This is a genomic window from Leucobacter ruminantium (assembly GCF_017565705.1).
Lineage (GTDB): Bacteria > Actinomycetota > Actinomycetes > Actinomycetales > Microbacteriaceae > Leucobacter > Leucobacter ruminantium.
In genome coordinates, this window is the sequence record NZ_JAGDYL010000007.1 from 40188 (window position 1) to 62316 (window position 22129).

General features: G+C 69.5%; 15 protein-coding genes and 1 tRNA gene. 7 read left to right on the forward strand and 9 right to left on the reverse strand.

Annotation, left to right across the window (positions count from 1 at the left end):
- The first annotated feature begins 15 nt into the window (after positions 1-15).
- The 4 genes from J4H91_RS05835 to J4H91_RS05850 all read left to right on the forward strand — a co-directional run bounded on the left by J4H91_RS05835 (position 16) and on the right by J4H91_RS05850 (position 8313).
- The gene (locus J4H91_RS05835) at positions 16-1233 is read left to right on the forward strand and encodes a serine hydrolase domain-containing protein (RefSeq protein WP_208045327.1); all 1218 of its coding nucleotides are present in this window, start codon (positions 16-18) and stop codon (positions 1231-1233) included.
- Between the two features lie 120 nt (positions 1234-1353).
- Positions 1354-2592, forward strand: a complete 1239-nt coding sequence (locus tag J4H91_RS05840; protein ID WP_208045328.1) for a sigma-70 family RNA polymerase sigma factor — start codon at positions 1354-1356, stop codon at positions 2590-2592.
- A gap of 91 nt (positions 2593-2683) precedes the next feature.
- A complete protein-coding gene (locus tag J4H91_RS05845; RefSeq protein ID WP_208045329.1) occupies positions 2684-7981 on the forward strand; it encodes a DUF5979 domain-containing protein in 5298 nt (1765 codons plus the stop codon).
- 259 nt (positions 7982-8240) lie between these two features.
- Positions 8241-8313 (forward strand) — tRNA-Lys (locus tag J4H91_RS05850).
- A 212-nt stretch (positions 8314-8525) separates the two neighbouring features.
- Here J4H91_RS05850 and J4H91_RS05855 read toward each other — a convergent pair.
- Positions 8526-9350 carry an aldo/keto reductase gene (locus J4H91_RS05855; RefSeq protein WP_208045330.1) on the reverse strand — a complete coding sequence of 275 codons (825 nt, stop codon included), beginning with the start codon at positions 9348-9350 and terminating at the stop codon, positions 8526-8528.
- Positions 9351-9416: 66 nt separating this feature from the next.
- On the reverse strand, positions 9417-10610 hold the full coding sequence (locus J4H91_RS05860) for an MFS transporter (protein ID WP_208045331.1): 1194 nt from the start codon (positions 10608-10610) through the stop codon (positions 9417-9419).
- Positions 10611-10752: 142 nt separating this feature from the next.
- Here J4H91_RS05860 and J4H91_RS05865 point away from each other — a divergent pair, with 142 nt between their 5' ends.
- Together J4H91_RS05865 and J4H91_RS05870 are read left to right on the forward strand one after the other, a co-directional pair.
- Positions 10753-11202, forward strand: a complete 450-nt coding sequence (locus J4H91_RS05865) for a MarR family winged helix-turn-helix transcriptional regulator (protein WP_208045332.1) — start codon at positions 10753-10755, stop codon at positions 11200-11202.
- 283 nt (positions 11203-11485) lie between these two features.
- Positions 11486-12115 carry a hypothetical protein gene (locus J4H91_RS05870; protein ID WP_208045333.1) on the forward strand — a complete coding sequence of 210 codons (630 nt, stop codon included), beginning with the start codon at positions 11486-11488 and terminating at the stop codon, positions 12113-12115.
- A gap of 286 nt (positions 12116-12401) precedes the next feature.
- Here J4H91_RS05870 and pstB read toward each other — a convergent pair whose 3' ends face one another.
- The 4 genes from pstB to pstS form a co-directional block, all read right to left on the reverse strand.
- Entirely contained in the window at positions 12402-13181 is a 780-nt protein-coding gene (gene pstB, locus J4H91_RS05875) for a phosphate ABC transporter ATP-binding protein PstB (RefSeq protein ID WP_208045334.1), read from the reverse strand.
- A 62-nt stretch (positions 13182-13243) separates the two neighbouring features.
- Positions 13244-14365: a phosphate ABC transporter permease PstA gene (pstA, locus tag J4H91_RS05880; RefSeq protein ID WP_208045335.1), complete on the reverse strand. Its 1122-nt coding sequence runs from the start codon at positions 14363-14365 to the stop codon at positions 13244-13246.
- A complete protein-coding gene (gene pstC / locus J4H91_RS05885) occupies positions 14365-15303 on the reverse strand; it encodes a phosphate ABC transporter permease subunit PstC (RefSeq protein ID WP_208045336.1) in 939 nt (312 codons plus the stop codon). The genes pstA and pstC overlap by 1 nt, the downstream gene beginning before the upstream one ends.
- Before the next feature lie 79 nt (positions 15304-15382).
- Positions 15383-16468: a phosphate ABC transporter substrate-binding protein PstS gene (gene pstS, locus J4H91_RS05890; protein WP_208045337.1), complete on the reverse strand. Its 1086-nt coding sequence runs from the start codon at positions 16466-16468 to the stop codon at positions 15383-15385.
- Between the two features lie 205 nt (positions 16469-16673).
- Between pstS and J4H91_RS05895 the strand changes: the two genes are divergently transcribed.
- On the forward strand, positions 16674-17927 hold the full coding sequence (locus J4H91_RS05895; protein WP_243752688.1) for a CapA family protein: 1254 nt from the start codon (positions 16674-16676) through the stop codon (positions 17925-17927).
- Positions 17928-18023: 96 nt separating this feature from the next.
- On the opposite strand, the gene J4H91_RS05900 is transcribed toward J4H91_RS05895, so the two are convergent.
- The 3 genes from J4H91_RS05900 to mshD all read right to left on the reverse strand — a co-directional run bounded on the left by J4H91_RS05900 (position 18024) and on the right by mshD (position 22086).
- Positions 18024-18980 carry an NUDIX hydrolase gene (locus J4H91_RS05900; RefSeq protein ID WP_208045338.1) on the reverse strand — a complete coding sequence of 319 codons (957 nt, stop codon included), beginning with the start codon at positions 18978-18980 and terminating at the stop codon, positions 18024-18026.
- Positions 18977-21100 carry an RNA degradosome polyphosphate kinase gene (locus tag J4H91_RS05905; protein WP_208045339.1) on the reverse strand — a complete coding sequence of 708 codons (2124 nt, stop codon included), beginning with the start codon at positions 21098-21100 and terminating at the stop codon, positions 18977-18979. Before J4H91_RS05905 ends, J4H91_RS05900 begins: the two co-directional genes overlap by 4 nt.
- Positions 21101-21162: 62 nt before the next feature.
- Positions 21163-22086, reverse strand: coding sequence for a mycothiol synthase (gene mshD, locus J4H91_RS05910; RefSeq protein ID WP_208045340.1), 924 nt, complete (start codon positions 22084-22086; stop codon positions 21163-21165).
- Positions 22087-22129: the final 43 nt, after the last annotated feature.

The following is a 22129-nucleotide window of genomic DNA, read 5'->3' on the forward strand; positions in this document are numbered from 1 at the left end:
TGGGATACTGAAAGGATGACTGCCGAGACCGAATACGGGATGAGCACGGCCTCCGGATACGGGATCGAGGTGCCGCCGCTGGACCAGTGGCAGTTCGCTCCCTACCTGCAGTGGTCGATGCAGAACATCCAGACATTCCTTCCCGTGCATCAGATTCGCCGGGGGGTGCGCGTCGCAGAGTTCGCGCACCGCCCGACGGCCCTCGAATCGTTGTCCGTGCCGCATCCCTGGGAGGATCGCAGGGCCTCCTTCACCGAGGTGATGGGGGCTACCCACACCGACGGGTGGATGGTGACCCACCGGGGAACGGTGGTCGGCGAGGAGTACCTCGGAACTCTGGCACCCGGCAGCATGCACCTGCTGATGTCGGTGTCGAAGTCGCTGACCGCGACCGTCGCGGGGCTGCTCGCGGCGAGCGGCGAGCTCGACCTCGAGCGCGAGGTCACGCACTACGTCCCGCGGCTGGCGGGTTCGGGCTACGACGGCGCGCTCGTGCGCCATCTCGTCGATATGCGCACCGGGGTGCGCTTCTCGGAGGAGTATCTGAACGAGGACGCCGAGGTGCGCCTGCTCGAGGAGGCGATCGGCTGGGCGCCGAAGAAGCATCCCGAGGTGCCCGACACGCTGCTCGCCTTTCTCGCGACCCTCGAGAAGGATGCTCCGCACGGCGGCCCGTTCTCGTACAAATCGTGCGAGACCGACGCCCTCGGCTTCGTCATCGAGGGAGCGGCGGGCGTGCACGCGGCCGAGGTGATGTCTGAGCGGCTGTGGCAGCCGATGGGTGCCGAGTTCGACGCGCACGTGGGCATCGACACGGCCGGCGGCGGGATGTTCGACGGCGGTGTGTCGGCGGGGGTGAGGGATCTCGCCCGCTTCGGCAATCTGTTCGTGAACGGAGGCCGCGCGCTCGACGGGGCTGCCGTGCTGCCCGGGTGGTGGGTCGCCGACACCTTCGCGGGCGGCGAGGACTCCCGGGAGGCCTTCGCGCGGGCGGAATCGCCCACTCTGATGCCGGGAGGCATGTACCGCAACGGCTTCTGGTTCCCGGGGGAGAGCGGTGACGTGATGCTCGCTCTCGGCATTCACGGCCAGATGATCTACATGAACCGCGCGACGGGCGTGGTCGGTGTGAAGGTGTCGAGCTGGCCCACGCCTCAGGACGCCGAGAAGCTGTTCTGGACCGTGCGCGCGTTCGAGACCGCCTCTTGGGCGCTCAACCGCGGCGAGGTCTGACGCGGGGCTTCGTGCTCGACCCGGTCCTCGAAGCCGTTCGATGTTATGGTTTCGACAGGGAGTGGAAGTGAAACGGGTCGGGGGGACCGTTCAGTCGTATCCGGTAGTAGGGACGGATCTGTGCGGAACGAAGGAAGGGCGGTCTCGTCGACCGCTGCGAAGGGGCGGGAAGACGGAGGCTCGTTCGCGGGCCTGAGCGACGTGGAGCTGTGCGTTCGCGTCGCAGCGGCGGGCTCGGACTCGGAGGAAGGCCGCGCGGCCTTCGCCGAACTGTACCGGCGATACCGCGACGCTGCGCTGTCTCGAGCCGTGGCGGCGGCGCGCCCACCGGTCTCCCCGGAGGATGTGGTCTCCGAGGCCTTCGCGAAGACTCTGCAGGCGATGGACCGCGGGCTCGGCCCCAGGGAATCGTTCGTCGGCTATCTCTTCACCGCGATCCGTTCCGAAGGGCGGCGGCGCACGAAGGTCGAGGGAGCCACCGACCTCGTGCCGGATGAGGAGCTCGACGTGCTGGCGAGCACGTCCGCCGAGGACGCGGCGGAGCGTCACGGCGAGCTCGATCAGCTGCAGCGCGCCTTCGCCTCGCTGCCCGGCGACTGGCAGCAGCTGCTGTGGCTCGTGGAGGTGGAGGGCATTCCGCAGGAGCGGGCTGCGACCCGCATCGGCGCGACACCCTCCGCGATGATCTCGCGCCTCGCTCGGGCGCGCGAGGCGCTGCGCACCGCGTATCTGCAGCAGTACGTCGACCGGGCGCCCGTCGGCTGCGGGGAGGCTCCGATGCTCCTCGCCGGTTTCGTGCGGGGCTCGCTGGGGAAGCGGCAGCACCGCGCCGTGCAGGCGCACACCGAGGAGTGCGCCGAGTGCGCCGAACAGGCGCGCCGACTGCGCACGCTGAACGGGCAACTGCGATCCTGGCTCGGGCCAGTGGTGGTCGGGGCAGCCGCGGCCGGTGGCGGCGCGGCGGCGGGGAGTGCCGCTCCCGCGTCCGCGGTCGAGGGATCGAGCCCCTCGGAAACGGCTCCGGGTGCCGCGGAGGTCCACCGGATTCCTACGGCCTTGCTCTGGGGGAGTCTCGGCGGTGCTGCGGCGCTGCTCGCCCTCGGCCTGTTCCTCCTGCTGAGCCCGGGTGGGGCTCCGCCAGCGGAGCGGGATCTCTCGCCGGTCGTGGAAGCCGAGGCCGACCGCCCCGACGATGAGAGGGAGCCGCTCGACGATGAACAGAAGGTCGAGGGCGCCGGCGGCGAGCGCGTCGTGCAGCGCGCGGCGGATCCCTCGCGGCCTTCTCAGGTCGGGGGCGATGATCGCACGCCGCACTGGCGCCTGCTCGAGGACCGCCTGAAGCACCTGCGCGAAAAATAATCTCGGAACGCTGCATGACTTCGTCGCCCGACGGGTCTCTATATGTGGGGAAGGCCTCGGCTCTACGAGGCGATCGGGTGAAAGGGACGAGATGTCAGTCAATGGTGCGCGCGTGTGGAAGCGCAGAAGCGGTGGGGGAGTAGCGGCGGCGCTGGCGCTGGTGCTCGCGGTCACGCTGTCGCCCGTCGGAACGGCGTGGGCGAACGAGGAGACGCCCGCTGCGGAGACCGACGTCGTGACCGAGCAGCCAGGCGGAGAGACCGGTGCCACTGCAGGCGAGAAGTTGGCGGCCGAGGGTGAGGGATCCGGCGAGACGCCGAGCGAGTCCGGTCCCGCCGACGACGTGACGAACGACCCCCACGCGGGGCACGACGCCGTCGGGCCGCACGCGGACTACCCGAACGACCCGCACGACAGCTACGCCGACTGCGTCGAGAAGTCGGACGCCTTCGGCCACGGGCTCTGCGCATTCCTCGAGCAGACCGACGGCACGCCCGACTGGGATCACCTCGACGACGCGAACGACAACGGCGTCGTGCGCACGAACGACCTGATCACCTACACGGTGAGCGTCTGGTCGAAGGGCGGGCACGCGAACGGGTGGTTCACGCTCGAGCTGCCCCGGGGCGTCGTGCTCGAGTCGATCCCCGGCAACTGTCTCGCCGATTCGACGTTGACGCCTACGGCCGCGCAGATCGGCGAGCCCGCTGTGCCGCTCACGGGCACGTCATGGCAGGATCTGCCCGCGCAGACACTCGTCTGCAACGTCGGTCCGCAGGGCGACTCGGTGAACAAGTACGACGTCACGGTCAAGGTGCGCCCCGAGGTGCCCGCGGGCACCGAGCTCGAGGCCACCGCGCACGTGCAGTGCTCGACGGGCGGCGACCACTTCACGAACCCGGTCGAAGCCGACGTCGTCGCCGAGCCCCGCTACGACATCTCGAAGAACAGCTTCAACCCGCTGCCCGACGACGGCAGCGACCTGAACAACGGCCCGATCAACTTCGACAATGCCCGCGTCTTCCCGTGCTCCTTCGACGCGTCGATGACCTGCACGAACATCATGTACTCGCTGTGGATCTCCACACCGAAGGGCGGCAAGGGCGTCTCGCCGGCGACCGAGCTCTCGTTCGTCGAGGATCTGAGCCCCGAGAGCTTCTACGGCGATCCCGACATCACGAGCCACCCGAACTGGAGCGACGACTTCCGCCCGCGGTTGAAGATCACCAACGGTACTACGGGTGGTCGTGCGATCAACGGTGTGAACACGCGGAGCTATCCGAGCACTCGCGAGAAGGGCGTGCGTTTCAGCGGAACCCCGCAGCTCACCCCGGGGCCGACGGAGGATCCGGGCGACGGGCGCTACGAGGTGCGTATCACCGACGCCGACCTCTCTGCTTGGACGGTGCCCACCACGAACGACTGGGGGCAGCCCATCCCGAACACGGGCGGCGGCGTCGTCAATCTCGACGCCATCGTCGAGATTCCGCGCGAGGCACTGTTCGCGCTCGGCACGCCGAACGGCGATGGCAGCTCGACGCTGCGCACCGTCAACAGCTACACCGACTTCGAGGTCACCGACATCGCGGGTCAGCCGAACGCCGCAGACGCCGACACCCCGCGCAACAACACCCGCACCGCCGATCTGCGCGCGGCCCGCGGGCAGGGCGACCGCGGATTCGGCAAGAGCTTCGTCGGCATCCCGAACGTCACCCAGAACGGGACCGACATCAACCTGTCTCCTGACCGGCCGTGGCAGAAGCCCTACGTGATCGGAGAGGGCCAGCTCGTCGGATCGCGGCTGCAGATCAACCGGACCCGCGCGGCCGAGGCCGACCGGCCGGGCATGACCGCGCTCGCCTGCGACTACTGGGACCCGGCTCAGTTCACGATCGAGCCCGGCAGCTACGGGCCGATGACCTCGCCCTCGAACGGCGAGCCCGTGTGGAACATGACGCGGAACACCGGCACGACCGAGCTGCGCAGGGTGCAGTACGGCGTGCACGACTTCACCCCCGACCCGGCGCTGCCGGGCGGCGTGACGAGCCCGATGCCCTCTAACTGCGAAGACTCGCGCATCATCTGGTACGACTCGCTCGACGCGGTGCCGACCGGTCGACAGGCCGTGGGCGCCGTGCGCGTGCTCGTGACACTCACCCCCGATGCGCAGGGCAACGCCTACGCCAACATCGGCATCGCGCTGCGCTCGACGACGACTCAGCGCCCCGACAACACGGTCATGCCGAACTACGCCGGCTACCGCTTCGACTACCACACGGTCGACGACGAGCCGACGTGGGAGGAGGGGCTCGCCATGCCCAGCAAGGGCAACGGGCGCCAGCCGATCAACGGTGACCCTGGCGACTACCGTGCCGACAACCACACCGGAACCTTCGGCGATCGCGTGGTCTCGGGTGCGCTCTACTCGTTCATCGAGAAAGAGGTCAAGAACCGGACGGGCGAATGGCGCAGCTCGGTTCAGTCGTTCGCCGGCGGACAGACCGCCGACTTCCGCCTGATACCGCGGCTGTACTCGGTTGCACCGACGGCCCGCTCCGAGAGGGCCGTGGTCGAAGACTGCATTCCGGCCGGCTTCACGATCGAGTCGTCGAACCGCTCGTACAGCCTCGTGCGCCCGAGCACGGCGACTCTCACCTGCTCCGCCGACGCGACCTACGTCTCCTGGGATCTCGGCGCGCACGACGTCACGACGAGCGGCCTCACGCTCCCCGCCATCGAATACACCGTGAGCATCTCGCGCTTCGCGGCGACGGGGCTGCACCGCAACACGGCGCGCGTGCTCGCCCAGGGAGATCCCGCGTCGAGCAACCCCGCGGCTTTCCCGCGCGTCACCGACACGCTCGACGTGCAGATCGACGCGAGCCGGGGCGTCTTCCTCGAGAAGTCGACCCTGCCCGACTCGCTCGTGACGAGCGCGAACCGGCCGGGGCAGGCGACGAACCAGCTCACCTCGTGGGAAGTACGCCTCGGCAACCTCGGCTTCACGGGGCCGGGCAACGTCGACATCATCGACACGCTGCCGACCGCATCGGGCAGCGAGGGCAATGAGTTCCACGGCACCATGCGCTTCGCGGGTGTCTCGCTCACCGACCCCGGTACGGGCGACCCGTCGGGTGCGCGTTCGACGTTCTACTACACGACCGCGGCGTCGTTCGACGAGAACCCCGAGCACGCCTCGAACTGGGAGAACGGCGACGTGACCGCGATGTGGCAGCCGATTCCGGCCGCGGGGCTCGCGCCCGAGGTCGCCGCGCAGGTCACGGGCATCCGCCTCATGCGCACCGGATCCTTCGACAACGGCGAGCAGCTCGCCTTCCGCCTCGACATGACGGGCGTCGGCAACCGGGCCGGCGACACCTACCGCAACACCACGCGGGCGGTGGCGCACCAGGGCCTCGAGAACCTCGTGATGAGCAGTCGTGCGAACTCCGAGGTCGTCTCGTCGACGATCGGCGACATCGTGTGGTGGGATCTGAACCGCAACGGCGTGCAAGACGACTACGCGGGCCAGCCCGAGCCGGGCGCCGCCGGTGTCACCGTGCGCCTGACCGGCACCGACGACCTCGGCAACACGATCTCGCTCGAGACCGCGACGAACGCAGACGGCAAGTACGACTTCGGCGCGCTGCGCCCGTCGAGCGGCGCCGGATACGTCGTGACCTTCGTCGCACCGAACGGCGCGACGTTCACGCAGAAGCATGCCGCCGCGGCGACGCCCGGAACCGACTCCGACGCGACCCCCGCGACCGGTGCCTCCGACGCCGTGGTGCTCGCCGCCGACTCGTCGAACCTCGACATCGACGCCGGTCTGCTGGCGAACGGATCCCTCGTGATCGACAAGCAGTTCCGCGGAGTCGGCGTGCAGCCCTTCGCTGGCGGCGACTCGTTGACCTTCGACGTGGTCTGCACCTTCGAGGGCGCGCCCGTGTACGACGACGAGGTGACGCTCGAGGTACCCGCCGGGGCGAGCGCGGTGCAGTCGCAGCCCATCGCGGGCCTGCCGGCCTTCGCCGAGTGCACGATCACCGAGACCGGCGCGGGCAAGGCCGACGAGGCCGCGGCTCCGGTGACGGTCACGATCCCTCGCGGCGGTCAGACGCAGCAGGTCACCGCGTCGCTGACGAACTACTACTCGGCGGGAACCATCCGGATCACCAAGCTGCTCGAGGGCGGCGAGACCGCGGTCGAGGCCGCAGCCGAGCGCAGCTTCGAGATCCTCGTGACCTGCCAGGTGGAGCGCGACGGCGACAGGGTCGACGTGCACTCTCAGCGCGTGACCTTCACCGGCGCTGGGTCGAAGCTGCTCGAAGACGCGAACGGGGATCCCGTGCGTCTGCCGCTCGGCGCGACCTGCTTCGCTGAGGAGACGGAGAACGGCGGCGCGTCCGGGGTGGAGATCGACCACGACTCCTTCGACACAGGAGTGGAGGTCGTCTCCGGCAACCCCGACCGGCTGCAGGAGCTCGCAATCACCGCGCTCAACACCTTCGAACTGCCCGAGGGATCGCTCCTGATCAACAAGCTGCTCGAAGGCGAGGGCGTGAAGCCCTTCGCCGGCGGCGACAGCCTCGTCTTCGACGTGGCGTGCACGCTCGACGGTGAGACGGTGTTCGAGCAGGAGGTCACCCTCGAGGCCGCCGCCGGTGCGACCGCGGTGCTCTCGGGCACCCTGGGGCCGATCCCGGCGTCCGCCTCGTGCACGATCACGGAGATCGGGCACGGCGATGCCGACGGCCCGGCCGCACCCGTGACGGTCGAGATCCCCTGGAACGCGACCGCCTGGACCTCGGGCGAGGCGACCGCATCGCTGACGAACTACTACTCCGTGGGCACTGTCGCGCTCACGAAGGAGCTCGCCGGCGAGCAGCAGGCGATCTCTGCCGTGGCCGACACCGTCTTCGAGATCCGAGTCACCTGCCAGGTGGAGGAGACCGGACCCGAGGGCGTGGTGCGCTCGACCCTGTACTCGGGGCCGGTGAAGATCAGAGGCGGCCAGACCAAGCTGCTCGTCGATGACGCCGACGAGCCTCGTTACCTGCCGCTCGACGCCCGCTGTTTCGGAGTCGAGACCGATGACGGCGGTGCCGTGAAGAAGTCGATCGATCGGGATTCGTTCGAGAACGCCGCGACGGTGACCTCGGGCAGCCCGGATGAGCTGCAGCAGCTCACCATCACGGCGGTCAACACTTTCGAGTGCACCGAGGCCCTCTGCCCGAAGCCGAGGGGGCCGATTCCCGGCCTGGCGGCGACGGGTGCACAGCTCGGCGGTATCGCGAGTATCGCAGCGGCTCTGCTCGCTGCGGGCGCGATCCTGCTGATCAGGCGACGCCGGGAGGTTTCCTCAGGCCCCCACCCCGGAAACCTCTGACGTCGAACGGGAGCCGAACTTCAACTCTCGACATCATCCTCCCACCCGGGCGCTCCCAGCCCGGTGGATGATGCCGAGTGCGGACCCCGAGGGCCGCACGACGACCGCCCCCCAAAGGTCGTCGTGCGGTCCGTCCGCGTATTCGACGAGGTGACGCGGAGATCCGGTAACGGCGCCCAGCGTCACCCTGTCGCGTCTCGAGCGACGGCCTGCGCCCGCGCCGGGCGGGACTCCCTCCATGCTCTAAGCTAGAGCGAGCGCCCCTATAGCTCAGTTGGTAGAGCTGCTGACTTTTAATCAGTAGGTCCCGGGTTCGAGTCCTGGTGGGGGCACAGGTTTCAGGGGGTGAAGCAGCGCTTCACCCAAGCTGTGCCCGCGGGCCCACTGGCCCGCCCCAAGTGGCGAGGCTCGAACTTTGCCCCGTCCGGGGCACTGTTCGGGCCTCGTCTGCACCTGCCGCCCAGTTCAGGCGTTCTGACAACGGCTCTAACGCCGAACCGCAGCTCGGGCCGCGGATTCGGTGCCCGGCTAGGTCCACCGCCGATCACCCGTTGAAGGTCGAGGGGTGGGGGCCGGTGCGGCCGTCGCGCTCGAGGCCGTCGAGCGCGGCGAGCTCGTCGGCGGTGAGCTCGAAGTCGAAGACGTCGAGGTTCTCGGCGATGCGCGCGGGCGTGACCGACTTCGGGATCACGACGCGACCCTGCTGCAGGTGCCAGCGGAGCACCACCTGGGCGGGTGTCCTGCCGTGGCGCTCGGCGATCGTGACGACCGCCTCCTCGCGCAGCACTGAGCCCTGCGCGAGCGGGCTCCACGCCTCGGTCACGATCCCGCGGGCGGCGTTCGCGGCCACGGTCTCGCGATTCTGCAGCGCAGGGTGCAGCTCGATCTGATTGATCGCGGGTACGAGATCGCTCACCGTGGCGAGCCGGTCGAGGTGCTCGGGGAGGAAGTTCGAGACGCCGACCGCGCCCACGCGGCCGTCGGCGGCGAGCTGCGCGAGCGCCCGCCAAGCCTCGAGGTAGGAGTCGCTCGCGGGGGCCGGCCAGTGGATGAGGAACAGGTCGAGCCGATCGAGACCGAGCCGCTGGAGCGAGGCCTCGTATCCGCGCAGCGCGTGGTCGTAATCGAGCGAGTCGATCCAGAGCTTCGATGTGACGAACAGTTCGTCGCGGGCGATGCCCGACTCGGCGATCGCGCGGCCGACGCCCGACTCGTTGCCGTAGATGGCCGCCGTGTCGATGCTGCGGTAGCCTGCCTCGAGCGCAGCGGTGACGGCCGCGGTCGTCTCGGCGTCGGGCACCTGGAAGACGCCGAAGCCGAGCTGGGGCATCTCGAGGCCGTTGTTCAGGGTGATGGTGGGGATGGTCATGATGGCTCCTTCTGAGGGTGGGATGGATCCTGCGACTCGCTTCGCTCGCGCAGGACGACGGTGGGATCAGGCGGCGGCGAGCACGGGCTCGGGCACCACGGGCGCTGCCGAGGCGCGTGCGCGGGCGGAGACCGCGGCGATCATCATGACGACAAGGGCCGCGGCGGTGATGCCGGCTCCGATCCAGATGGGGGAGGTGTAGCCGAGGCCCGCGGCGATGCCGAGGCCGCCCGCCCAGGCGCCGAGCGCGTTGCCGACGTTGAAGGCTCCGATGTTCGCGCCGGAGGCGAGGGTCGGCGCCCCGCCGGCATACCGCATGATGCGGCTCTGCAGGCCGGGGACGGTGCCGAAGCCGAAGCCGCCCATGAGCACGAGGATCGCGACGACCGCCGGCTGCGACCCGGCAAGCAGGCCGAACGCGACGAGCACGACGGCGAGCGCGGTGATGAAGCCGATGAGCGTTCCGTCGATCGAACGGTCTGCGAGCTTGCCGCCCGCCCAGTTCCCCACGACGAGTCCGGCACCGAAGAGCACGAGCAGCCACGGCACGGCCGAGCTCGCGAACCCGGTGACGCCCGTGAGCGTGTACGCGATGTAGGTGAACGCGCCGAACATGCCGCCGTAGGCGAGCACCGTGACGGTGAGCGAGGACCAGACCTGGCCCGATCGGAACGCCCCGAGTTCGCTGCGCAGGCTGACCTGCTCGCTCGTGGGGCGCGGCGCGGTGACGAGCGCGGCAATGCCGGCGAAGGCGAGCACGCCGATGCCCGAGATGGCCCAGAACGTCGCACGCCAACCGAACTGCTGTCCGAGGAAGGTGCCGAACGGCACGCCGAACACGTTGGCGGCGGTGAGGCCCGTGAACATGATCGCGATCGCACCGGCCTGCTTCTCGGGGGCGACGAGGCCCGCGGCGACGACGGAGCCGATCCCGAAGAACGCCCCGTGACTGAGCGCGGCGACCACGCGGCCGACCATCGCGAGCTCGTAGCCCGTCGCGGTGGCGGTGAGCAGGTTGCCGACGATGAAGAGCACGACGAGCCCGAGCAGCACGGGTTTGCGCGGCAGCCGGGTCGTCGCGGCCGTCAGCCCGAGGGCGCCGGCGACCACGCCGAGCGCGTATCCCGAGATGAGCCAGCCCGCGGCCGACTCCGTGACGCCGAGGTCGGTCGCGACCTCGGGCAGCAGGCCCATGATGACAAACTCGGTGAGGCCGATCCCGAACGCTCCGAGCGCGAGGGCGATGAGTCCCAGTGGCATGTGATGTTCCCGTTTCCTCTGGTAAAGTATTTGCAAACGCGGGATATTGCGTCGCTGTACATGATCATTGCACACGCAATTAATCTGCGCAAGCAACTATTGTTGGGCGCTCGACCGAGCGGGTGCCGGAAAGTCGGGAATCATGGGTATCGCAGACGACGCCGTTGAGGTCCGTGCACGCGGGTGGCGCACCCTCGCCGCCCTGCACGCGCTCATCGAAGCGGAACTCGAGCGCGCGCTCACGGAATCGGCGCAGTTGTCTGTGGTGGAGTACACGGTGCTCGATGCGCTCAGCCGCCAGGACGGATGGCACATGCGCATGCTGCAGCTCTCGCGTGCGACCGCGCTGAGCGCGAGTGCGACGACGCGTCTCGTGACCCGGCTCGAGGACCGCGGGTTGCTCACCCGGGTCCTCTGCGCCGACGACCGGCGCGGCATCTACACCGAGCTCACCCAGGCCGGGCGAGAGCTCTACGAGCAGGCCCACCCGATCCACGACGAGACCCTCGAGCGCACGCTCTCCGAGGCTGAGGAGCGGCCCGAGCTGGCTCCCGTCGTGCACGCGCTGCAGGAGGCCGGCATTCGAGCATGAGGGCGCCGTCTCGGCAGGAGCGAGTCAGAAGATTCCGTCGACCGTGATGCCGCCGTCGACTCTGAGCACCTCGCCGTGTGCGAACGACGCATCGTTGGAGAGCGGGAAGGCGATGGCCTCACGACCGAATGGAGGAAGCGCTCGGCGAAGATGCGGAGGACCCGCCGCTCTGCGCTCCGGGCCTCCTCCCAATCTAGCGCGTTCACCTGGGCCTCCGATCCACGCGCTGGGCTCGTTCCGGGCGTAGACTCGCCGGGTCCGTTCGAACCGCGAGAGGAGCATCGTGACGCGAGACCATCAGCGCCCCGTGCTGCAGCCCGGCACCGCCTTCGACTGGGTGATCGGCTCAGACGAGCCCGGTGCGGCGCACCGACTCGCCCAGGAGACCTCGTGGGCACTGCTCGACCGGGTGCGCAGCGTGGCCGATCCCGACGTGGTCGACCGCGTCGTCGGCCTGGCCTCGGGCAGCGGTATCGACGACATCGCGGAGCTGTGGGCGCACGAGGGCACTCACTCGCTCGCGGGCGTGCTCTGGAGGCTGTACCTGCTGCGCCGCGTGGTCGCGGCGGACCCCGAGGGATCCGCCGAACTCTTCAGACGGGGCGCCGCGGCGGCGGCGACGATCGACCCCGTCGTGGCCGGCGCAGCCGAACCCGTCACCCCGGGATCGATCGCCCAGCTGTGCGACACCATCCTGCGCGGCGCGTTCGCGGGCGACATGGGCGGAGCGCTCGACCGCGCCGCGAGCTACTGCCGCATCATGGCGCTCGGCTCGGCCGATCTCGCCGACACCCGCGACGCCCACGACGACGCGCACGCGTCGGAGCTCACCACCCGCGCCCTGCGCTACTCGGCGACTGCCCACGAGCTGCACGCCGGCGCTCGCCGCTGGCGCGACGGCACGCTCGCCTGAGGTCGTCGCGCTCACTCCGCCGCACTCGGATGAGGAGATCGCTCTCGGAGTAGGAGAAAATCTCCGAGTGCGCCCGCGTGGATGTGGATCTCCTCCCTGGGGCGCGGGGAATGCGCACCATGAGATGCGCCGCGCCCGGTGTCGCGCCGACCCATGCTGCGATACACTGGTTCGCGCCGGGCCGCAGTAACCCCGGGCTCCAATTTTCGCCGCTTCGAGCGGCCTTCCGCCGAGAGGCGTTCTGCGGTCCGGTTCTTTCGTGCCCGGAGTCACCGGAGACGGAACCCTACCCGAAGCGGCCCGAGACGTAGTCCTCGGTCGCCTGCACCGACGGGGTGGAGAAGATGGTCTTCGTCTCGTCGTACTCGATGAGCTTGCCCGGCTTGCCCGTGCCCGCGATGTTGAAGAACGCGGTGCGGTCGGAGACGCGCGAGGCCTGCTGCATGTTGTGGGTCACGATGACGATCGTGTACTCCTGCTTGAGCTCGTCGATGAGGTCCTCGATCGCGAGCGTCGAGATGGGGTCGAGCGCCGAGCAGGGCTCGTCCATGAGCAGCACCTCGGGGGAGACGGCGATGGCGCGGGCGATGCAGAGGCGCTGCTGCTGACCGCCGGAGAGGCTCGAGCCGGGCCTGTCGAGGCGGTCCTTGACCTCGTTCCAGAGGTTGGCGCCCGAGAGCGAGCGCTCCACGAGGTCGTCGGCGTCGCTCTTGGAGATGCGGCGGTCGTTGAGTCGCACCCCTGCGAGCACGTTCTCGCGGATCGACATCGTGGGGAAGGGGTTGGGGCGCTGGAACACCATGCCCACCTGACGTCGCACGAGAACGGGATCGACGCCCGGCCCGTAGAGGTCCTCGCCGTCGAGCAGCACCTCGCCCTCGACACGGGCGCCGGGGATGGCCTCGTGCATGCGGTTGAGGGTGCGCAGGAAGGTCGACTTGCCGCAGCCCGACGGGCCGATGAAGGCGGTGACGCTGCGGGGCTCGATGTTCATCGACACCCCCTCGACGGCGAGGAACTTCGAGTAGTAGACGTTGAGGTCGGAGACCTCGATGCGCTTGGACATGCGGTGTTCTTTCGTTCGGTGTCTGAGAAGTCTGCGAGGGATCGGCGCCGACGGATGTGCGCCTAGCGCCCGGTCTTCGGGGCGAACCACTTCGCGATGAGACGTGCGAGGAGGTTGAGCGCCATGACGATGAGAATCAGGAGGAGCGCTGCAGCCCAGGCGCGCTCGAGGAACGCGAAGGCGGGGTTGCCCTGGTTCGCGAACTGCGTGTAGACGTAGACGGGCAGCGACTGCATGCGGTCCTGGAACAGGTTGTAGTTCATCGATGCGGTGAAGCCGGCGGTGATGAGCAGGGGCGCGGTCTCTCCGATGACGCGGGCGATGGCGAGCATGATGCCGGTAGTGATGCCGGCGATCGAGGTCGGCAGCACGACCTTCACGATCGTGCGCCACTTCGGCACGCCGAGCGCGTAGGAGGCCTCGCGCAGCTCGTTCGGCACGAGGCGCAGCATCTCCTCGCTCGAGCGCACGACGACGGGGATCATCAGCACCGACAGCGCGACTGCGCCGACGATGCCCATGCGCACGCCGGGTCCGAGGAACAGGGCGAACGCCGCGTATGCGAAGAGGCCGGCGACGATCGAGGGGATGCCCGTCATCACGTCGACGAGGAAGGTGATGGTCTTCGCGAGGCGGCCGCGGCCGTACTCGACGAGGTAGATCGAGGTCATCAGGCCGAGCGGAACCGAGATGATCGTCGCCGCGAGCGTGATGAGCAGCGTGCCGACCATGGCGTGCAGCGCTCCGCCGCCCTCGCCCGTGACGTTGCGCATCGAGGAGTTGAAGAACTCGCCGTCGAAGCGGGCGAGGCCGTTGCCGATCACCGTGATGCCGACGGAGATGAGCGGCACCATCGCGAGCAGGAAGGCGCCCGAGACCAGCCCTGTGATGAAGCGATCGACCGCCTGGCGACCGCCCTCGACCGACAGAGAGAGCACCGTGATCACGATGAGGTAGCCGATGGCCCCGACGAGCACGGCGCCCACTGTCTGGAAGGCGCTTCCGGAGGCCGCCGCGAGCAGCGCGAAGAGCGCGAAGGAGGCGGCGAGGCTGGCGGCGAGCACGACCCACGGGGTGCGCTTCGAGAGCCGGTTGCCCGCGAGTGCGGAGCCTGCGCTGACCGGACGGACGGTGAGAGCCACGGGAGGGATCCTCTTTTCTTTCCTTGACGAGCGCTGCAGCATCAGTTGGCGGCCGAGAACTCTGCGCGACGGCTGATGATCCAGCGGGCGACCGCGTTCACGAGGAAGGTGACGATGAACAGGATGAGGCCGGTGGCGATGAGCACGTTGATGTTCTCCCCGTAGGCCTCGGGGAACGAGAGCGCGATGTTCGCCGCGATCGTCGAGGGGTTCTCCGAGGTGAGCAGGCGGAAGCTGACGACGCCCGTTGCGGAGAGCACCATGGCGACGGCCATGGTCTCGCCGAGCGCCCGGCCGAGGCCCAGCATGGCGGCGGAGACGATGCCGGGGCGCCCGAACGGGAGCACCGCGAGGCGGATCATCTCCCAGCGGGTGGCGCCGAGCGCGAGCGCGGCCTCCTCGTGCAGTGCGGGCGCCTGGAGGAACACCTCGCGGCAGATCGCCGTCATGATCGGGAGGATCATCACGGCGAGCACGAGGGCGGCCGTGAGGATGGTGCGGCCGGTGCCCGTGACCGCGCCGCCGAAGAGCGGGATCCAGCCGAGATATTCGCCCAGCCAGGCGTAGACCGGTTGGGCGGCGGGGGCGAGCACGCCGATGCCCCAGAGGCCGAAGACGACGCTCGGTACCGCGGCGAGCAGATCGACGACGTAGCCGAGCACCTGCGCGAGCCTGCGGGGCGCGTAGTGGGAGATGAAGAGAGCGATTCCGATCGAGAGCGGGAGCGCGATGAGCAGAGCGAGCGCGGCGGCCCAGACCGTGCCGAAGACGAGGGGGCCGACGTAGGCCCAGAAGTTCGACGTGAGGAGCGAGGCGCTCTCTCCCGTCGCGACGAAGGCGGGGAGACTGCGGAGGATCAGGAAGATCGCCACGGCCGCGAGCGTCACGAGGATCATGCTCCCCGCGAAGAGCGCGGAACGGGAGAACACGCGGTCGCCGAGGCTCAGCACCGGCTTGGAAGGGGCGGACGTCGAGGTCACTCGGTCTCCTGGGTCGGGTCGGATGGGGGTATGCCGCCGGTCGAGCGAGGGATCCCGCCCGCTCGACCAGCGGCGATGATCACTTGATCGAGTCGATCGCGGTCTGCACCTTGCCGCGCAGATCCTCGGAGATGGGAGCGCTGCCGGCCGACTCCGCCGCGGCCTGCTGGCCCTCCTCGCTCACGATGTAGCCGAAGTACTCCTTGACGAGCTCCGCGTTCGCGGCGTCGGCGTACTCTTCGCAGCCGATGAGGTAGCTCACGAGCACGATCGGGTAGACGCCCTTCTCGGTCGTGGTGCGGTCGAGCTCGATCGCGAGATCGTGCTCGGTGCGCCCTTCCTCGAGGGTCGAGGCGTCGACGATCGCCGAGGCGGCCTCGGGCGTGTACTCGACGAATTCGTCCCCGACCTTGATCTTGACGGTGCCGAGTTCGCCGGCCTTCGACGCGTCGGCGTAGCCGATGGTGCCGACGCCGTTGGTGACGGCCTCGACGACGCCGGAGGTGCCCTGCGCGCCCTCGCCGCCGAGCTCGGTCGGCCACTCCTCGACCGAGCCGACGGTCCACGACTCGGGAGCCGCGGCCTCCAGGTACTCGGTGAAGTTGCCGGTGGTGCCCGACTTGTCGGAGCGGTGCACGGCCGAGATCGCCTGGTCGGGCAGCGTGACGTCGGGGTTGAGGGCAGCGATGGCCTGATCGTTCCAGTTGGTGATCTTGCCCGAGAAGATGTCGGCGACGGTCTTCGCATCCATGTTCAGGCTGTCGACGCCGTCGATGTTGAAGACGATCGCGATGGGGGAGATGTAGGCGGGGACCTCGACGATGTCGCTCGTGGCGCAGCCGTCGAAGGGGCCGGCCGAGATCTCATCGGTCTTGAACGCGCGGTCGGAACCAGCGAACGCAGAGGCGCCCTGCTGGAAGGTCTCGCGGCCCGCACCCGAGCCGGTGGGGTCGTAGTTGACGGTCACGTCGGGGTTCGCGGTCTGGAAGCCTGCGATCCAGGCCTCCTGCGCCGCGCCCTGCGAGGAGGCGCCCGCTCCGGAGAGCTCGCCGGAGAGGCCGCTCGAGTCGGCCGGGCCGGATGCCTCGTTGGCCGCGCAGGAGGTCAGGGCGAGGAGCGCAATGCCGCCGATCGCGGCGGTCTTGATCACGGGTGAGAACTTCACTTCTGATCGTGTCCATTTCTCGATGTGTGCGTGGTGTGTCGAGCGCTTGTCCGGCCCAACAGCATTCACGCTATGCACCCCGGGTGACGGCCGCTCTGCCGAGGGGTGAACGGAAGGTGAACGTCGACCGACGCATCGGCACCGATCCCTGGGCGAGGCGAGGGATCGACATCGGCGAGGGATCCGCCCGGGTAGACTCCTGGACATGGTGCAACGAGGACTGCGGGCGATGGCGACGACGGGGATGGCGGCGCTGCTGCTCTTCGGGGCGGCGGCATGCGCCGCCGAGGAGGAGCCGCAGAAGACGACGCCGCCCGCGACGGAGGCTCCGGAGCCGGAGCCCGAACCGGAGCCGCAGCCCCAGCCTGGGGCGGGCCCGGCCTGCCCCACCGAGCACTGCGTGTCGGTCGCGGTCGCAGGCGATCTGCTCTTCCATGAGGGACTGTGGTCGCCGTTCGCCATTCCGACCAACGAGGCCGGGCAGAACTTCGACTTCATGCCGCTGCTCGAGGGAGCAAAGCCCTACCTCGATCGCAGCGATCTCGCGATCTGCCAGATGGAGACGCCGCTGTCGGTGCCGGGCGGCCCATACGCGGGGTACCCGAACTTCAACACCCCGCCCGAGGTCGCCGACGCCGCGAAGGCGATTGGATTCGACGTCTGCACCACCGCATCGAACCACAGCGTGGACATGGGCACGGAGGGGCTGCTGCGCACTCTCGACAAGCTCGACGCGGTGGGCCTCGCGCACACGGGGACCTACCGTGCGGAGACCGACCGCGACGTGCCGCTCATCGTCGAGGCGAACGGGGTCAAGGTCGCCGTCATCACGTCGACGTTCTCGGTGAACGGCAACTACAACGAGCACTGGTGGCAGGTCGACTATCGCGAGGAGGAGCCCCGCGTCGACCCCGAGCGCACGATCGCGAAGGCTCAGAAGGCACGGGATATGGGCGCCGAGCTCGTGATCGGCGTGCAGCACATCGGCGAGGAGTACTGGAGCGAGCCGACGCCGGGGCAGCGCGACCTCGCCCTGCAGCTGCACGCCAGCGGCCTGTTCGACTTCGTCTACCAGCACCACGCCCACGCGGTCCAGCCGCTCGAGAATGTGAACGGCAAGTGGGTGCTCTACGGCACCGGCAACTTCATCAGCGAGTCGGCGCCGCCCGCCAATCGGGTGAACAACGAGTTCCTGCTGACCCGGGTGCAGTTCGCGAAGCAGGCCGACGGCACCTGGACGACCAACGACGTCGCCTGGACCGCGGCGACGAACATGCAGAACGGCGGCTACAAGTGGTGCTCGGTGGCCTCCGACGCGCCGCAGGGCGCGTGCCAGGGCGCCGACTTCGACGCCGGCGTGCGGGAGCGCACCCGCGCCACGGTTGACTCGATGGGAGCGGCGGCGGCCGGGGCCCACGAGTGGTTGATCACGCAGGATCCGGCGCCGGCCGCGGGGTGAGCGCGCGTTCCCCCGCTTGATCTCGACTCGCTGGCGCTCGCTCGATCAGCGGTGCGGGGCTTCGCCGCGCTCAATCAGCCGTGGGGCGACCACCGCTCACTCGACGTGCTTGAGGGGGTAGGTCTCCACGCCGAGGATGCCCGAACCGGGGTGCTTGCGCGAGAGGTGGAACACCGAGAATCCACCGGGCGGTAGCGCGGCCGCCTCGCGCAGGTAGTCGCCGAGCAGGCTGCCGGTCGCGAGCGCGAGCTCGCGCGCCGCATCGGGCAGCACGGGGCGGTGCGTGCAGAGGATCGCGTTCTTGCCCTTCCGCACGATCTTGCCGATGGTGCGTCGCAGCTCCGCCGTTTCGCCCGCGTCCCAGGCGTCCTGGCTCAGAGCCTCTCGCACCCGCACCGTCTTCCGCAGGTGGTGGGCGATCGGTGCGACGGTGCGCAGGCAGCGCTCGGCGTTCGACGACATGATCCTCGCGGGGGCGAAGGCGGCGAGGGTCGGCACGAGGGTCTCCGCCTGGTCCTCGCCGGCGTCTGAGAGCGGTCGCAGCCGATCCTCGGGGTAGGCGTCGCCGCGCGGCTCGGCCTTGGCGTGGCGCAGCAGCGTCACCGAGAACGTCTCGGCCGCATCGCGCTCGGCGAGTCTGCGGAAGACGTCGAGGATCTCGCGGTCGGCGCGGTAGCTGAGGCGCTTGCGCGCCTGTTCGAGGGGTGTCCACTCGAGGGCCTCGACCTCTCGGTTCGGCACGAACGACGACACGTGCACGGCGGTCTCGTCGACCTCGGCGGCCCAGTACTGCACCGTCTTCTCGGCGCCATTCGGGAGCTCGTAGTGCACCGTGCCCAGGTTGACGCCGAGCGGCACGGCGAGCCCGGTCTCCTCGAGGGTCTCGCGCACGGCCGCCTGCGGCATGCTCTCACCGGGGTCGAGCTTGCCTTTCGGGAACGACACGTCGCGCTGCTTGGTGCGGTGGATCAGCAGCACCATGATGCGCTCGCCGTCGGGCATGGGCACGCGCCGCCAGCAGACGGTGCCGGCGGCCAGCACGCGTCGCGTCATCGCGACCGCCTCGCGCGCGCCTCCGTGCGGTCGGTCATCACGAGATCCTGCAGGTCGGGGAGGGGCTCGCCGTTCTCGCCGACCGTGCGGCGCTCCCACGAGCCGTCGGGCAGCATGCGCCACGAGGAGACGTCGTCGCTGAAGCAGAAGCCGAAGAAGCGGTCGATGCGGGCGAGGTGCTCGCGTTCGACGATGCGCGCCAGCACCTCGATGCGGCGGTCGAGGTTGCGGTGCATGAGGTCGGCGCTGCCGATGAAGACCTCGGGTTCGCCGCCGCCCGCGAAGGCGTAGATGCGCGAGTGCTCCAGGTAGCGGCCCAGCACCGAGCGCACCCGGATGTTCTCGGAGAGCCCGGGCACGCCCGCCCGGATCGAGCAGATGCCGCGTATCCAGATGTCGATCGGCACGCCCGCCTGGCTCGCGCGGTAGAGGGCGTCGATGATCTGCTCGTCGACCATCGAGTTGGCCTTGAGTCTGATGCCGCTCGGCCTGCCCGCTCGCGCGTGCTCGGCCTCGCGCTCGATGCGTTCGAGCAGCCCGCGGCGCAGGCCCTCCGGGGCCACCAGCAGCCGGTCGTAGTTCGTCTCGATCGCGTAGCCCGAGAGCACGTTGAAGAGCTTGGTCACGTCGCGGCCCACCTCGGGCGACGAGGTGAAGAGACCGAAGTCCTCGTAGATGCGGCTCGTCTTCGGGTTGTAGTTGCCGGTGCCGATGTGGCAGTAGTGGGCGAGCTTGCCCTGCTCCTCGCGGATCACGTGCACGAGCTTGCAGTGCGTCTTGAGGCCGACGAGGCCGTAGACGACGTGCACGCCCGCCTGCTCGAGCTTGCGGGCCCAGGTGATGTTCGCCTCCTCGTCGAAGCGGGCCTTGATCTCGACGAGAGCGAGCACCTGCTTGCCGGCCTCGGCCGCCTTGATGAGGGAGGCGACGATGGGGCTGTCGCCCGAGGTGCGGTAGAGGGTCTGCTTGATGGCGAGCACGTCGGGGTCGGTGGCGGCCTGCTCCACGAAGGCCTGCACGCTCGTCGCGAACGACTCGTAGGGGTGGTGCACGAGCACCTCGCGCCGGGCGATCGCGCCCAGCACGTCGGGCTTGTCGCTCGAGGAGCTCGAGCGGAACTGGGGGGCCGTCACCGGGATGTGCGGCTTGAACCGGAGATCCGGACGGCGCAGGCCGGAGAGCGCGAAGAGTCCGCTGAGGTCGAGCGGGGAGGGCAGCGTGTAGACCTGCTGCTCGTCGATGTCGAACTCGCTCACGAGCAGTTCGAGCGTCGCCTCGTCCATGTCGTCGGAGATCTCGAGGCGGATCGGGGGCCCGAAGCGGCGGCGCAGCAGCTCCTTCTCGAGCGCCTGGATGAGGTTCTCGGTCTCGTCCTCCTCGATCTCCATGTCCTCGTTGCGTGTGACGCGGAACACGTGGTGGTCGATGACCTCCATGCCCGGGAAGAGCCCGTCGAGCTGATTCGCGATGAGCACCTCGAGCGGGATGAACCGCACATCGTCGAGCGCCTCACGGCGGTCCACGCGCACGTAGCGAGGGATCATCTGCGGCACCTTGAGGCGTGCGAACTCGACCTTGTCGGTCCGCGGGTTGCGCACGCGGATGGAGAGGTTCAGCGCGCGGCCGGAGATGTAGGGGAAGGGGTGGGCCGGGTCGACCGCGAGCGGCATGAGCACGGGGTAGATGTGCTGCTCGTAGTACTCGGTGAGCACGGCGCGGTCGGCGTCGTCGAGCTGATCCCATTCGACGATGCGCACGCCGGCGGACGCGAGCGCGGGCTTCACGTCCTCCGCGAAGCAGCGCGCGTGCCGCAGCTGCAGCTCGTAGGCCTTTGCGTTGATGCCGGCGAGCACGTCGACGGGGGCGCGGCCCACATTGGTCGGAACGGCGAGGCCGGTGACGATGCGCCGCTTCAGGCCGGCGACGCGCACCATGAAGAATTCGTCGAGGTTGGAGGCGAAGATGGCGAGGAAGTTCGCGCGCTCGAGCAGCGGGACCGTCGGATCCTCGGCGAGTTCGAGCACCCGCTGGTTGAACGCGAGCCAGCTGAGTTCGCGGTCGATGTAGCGGTCCGCGGGGAGTTCGATCTCGCCGGTCGGTTCGCTCGTGTCGTCGTTCATATGTCCATTCTGGCAGTTCGGCTCGCGGAGCGAGCGAAGCGGAGGTGAATGACAGGTTCCGGTCAGCGCCGCCACTGCCGGCTGCGGGAGTCGATCGTGAAGCCGGCGCGCTCGTACATGCCGACGGCGACCTCGTTCTCGCCGTCGACGTAGAGCTCGACCTTCGCCGGACGGTGCTGCGCCATCCGCGCGAGCGTCGCTTCGAGCAGCGCGCGGCCGAGGCCGTGCCCCGAGCGCGCGGGATCGACCCCGATGGCGTAGAGCTCGGCGATGGGGGCGGATCCCTCGCCCGGAACGGTCTTGACCCAGGTGTAGCCCGCGACTCCCTCCGCGTCCTCGATGAAGAGCAGATCGGCCGGATCGAACCAGGGCTCCTCGCGCATCAGGGCGAAGTCGGCCTCGGTGATGCGCCCCTGCTCGGGGTGCGAGGCGAACGCGGCGGCGTTGAGCCGCACCCAGTCCGCCGCGTCCTCGGGCAGCTCGGGGTCGAAGGCGCGCAGCGCGAAGCCGGTGGGCATGGGGAGGGCGAGGGGATCGGATGATGGATCGGGCAGCCGCGAGGGATCGAGGGCCATGCGGTAGAGGGATCGCACCGGCTCGAACCCCGCGCGCGCGAGGAGCGCGTCGGCCGCGGGGTTGTCGCCGTGCGCCCAGGCCTTCAGCTCGCCGGGGGCCGCACGGTCGAGCAGCACGTCGAGGGCGGCTGAGCCGATCCCTCTCCCGCGTGCCGAGGGATCGACGACGAGGTCGACCTCTCCCTCGCCGACGATGCCGACGGCGACGGTGCGCTCCGGGTCCGCCGCCTCGGCGAAGCGCCGCAGTGCGCGTCGGCCCTGCGAGGCCGCGAGCAGCGCCTGATCCGACACCGGGGGCCGGCCGTCTGCGCTCTCCGCGGCCGCGATCACCGCTCGCGCGTCGGCGAGCGCCCGGGTTCCCGGCTCTCCTGAGCTTCCCGGATCGATCTCGATGAGCTCGGCCTCGGTCATGGTCGTCCTCCTGCCGTGCGCGCCCGGGCGAACCGCCGTCGGC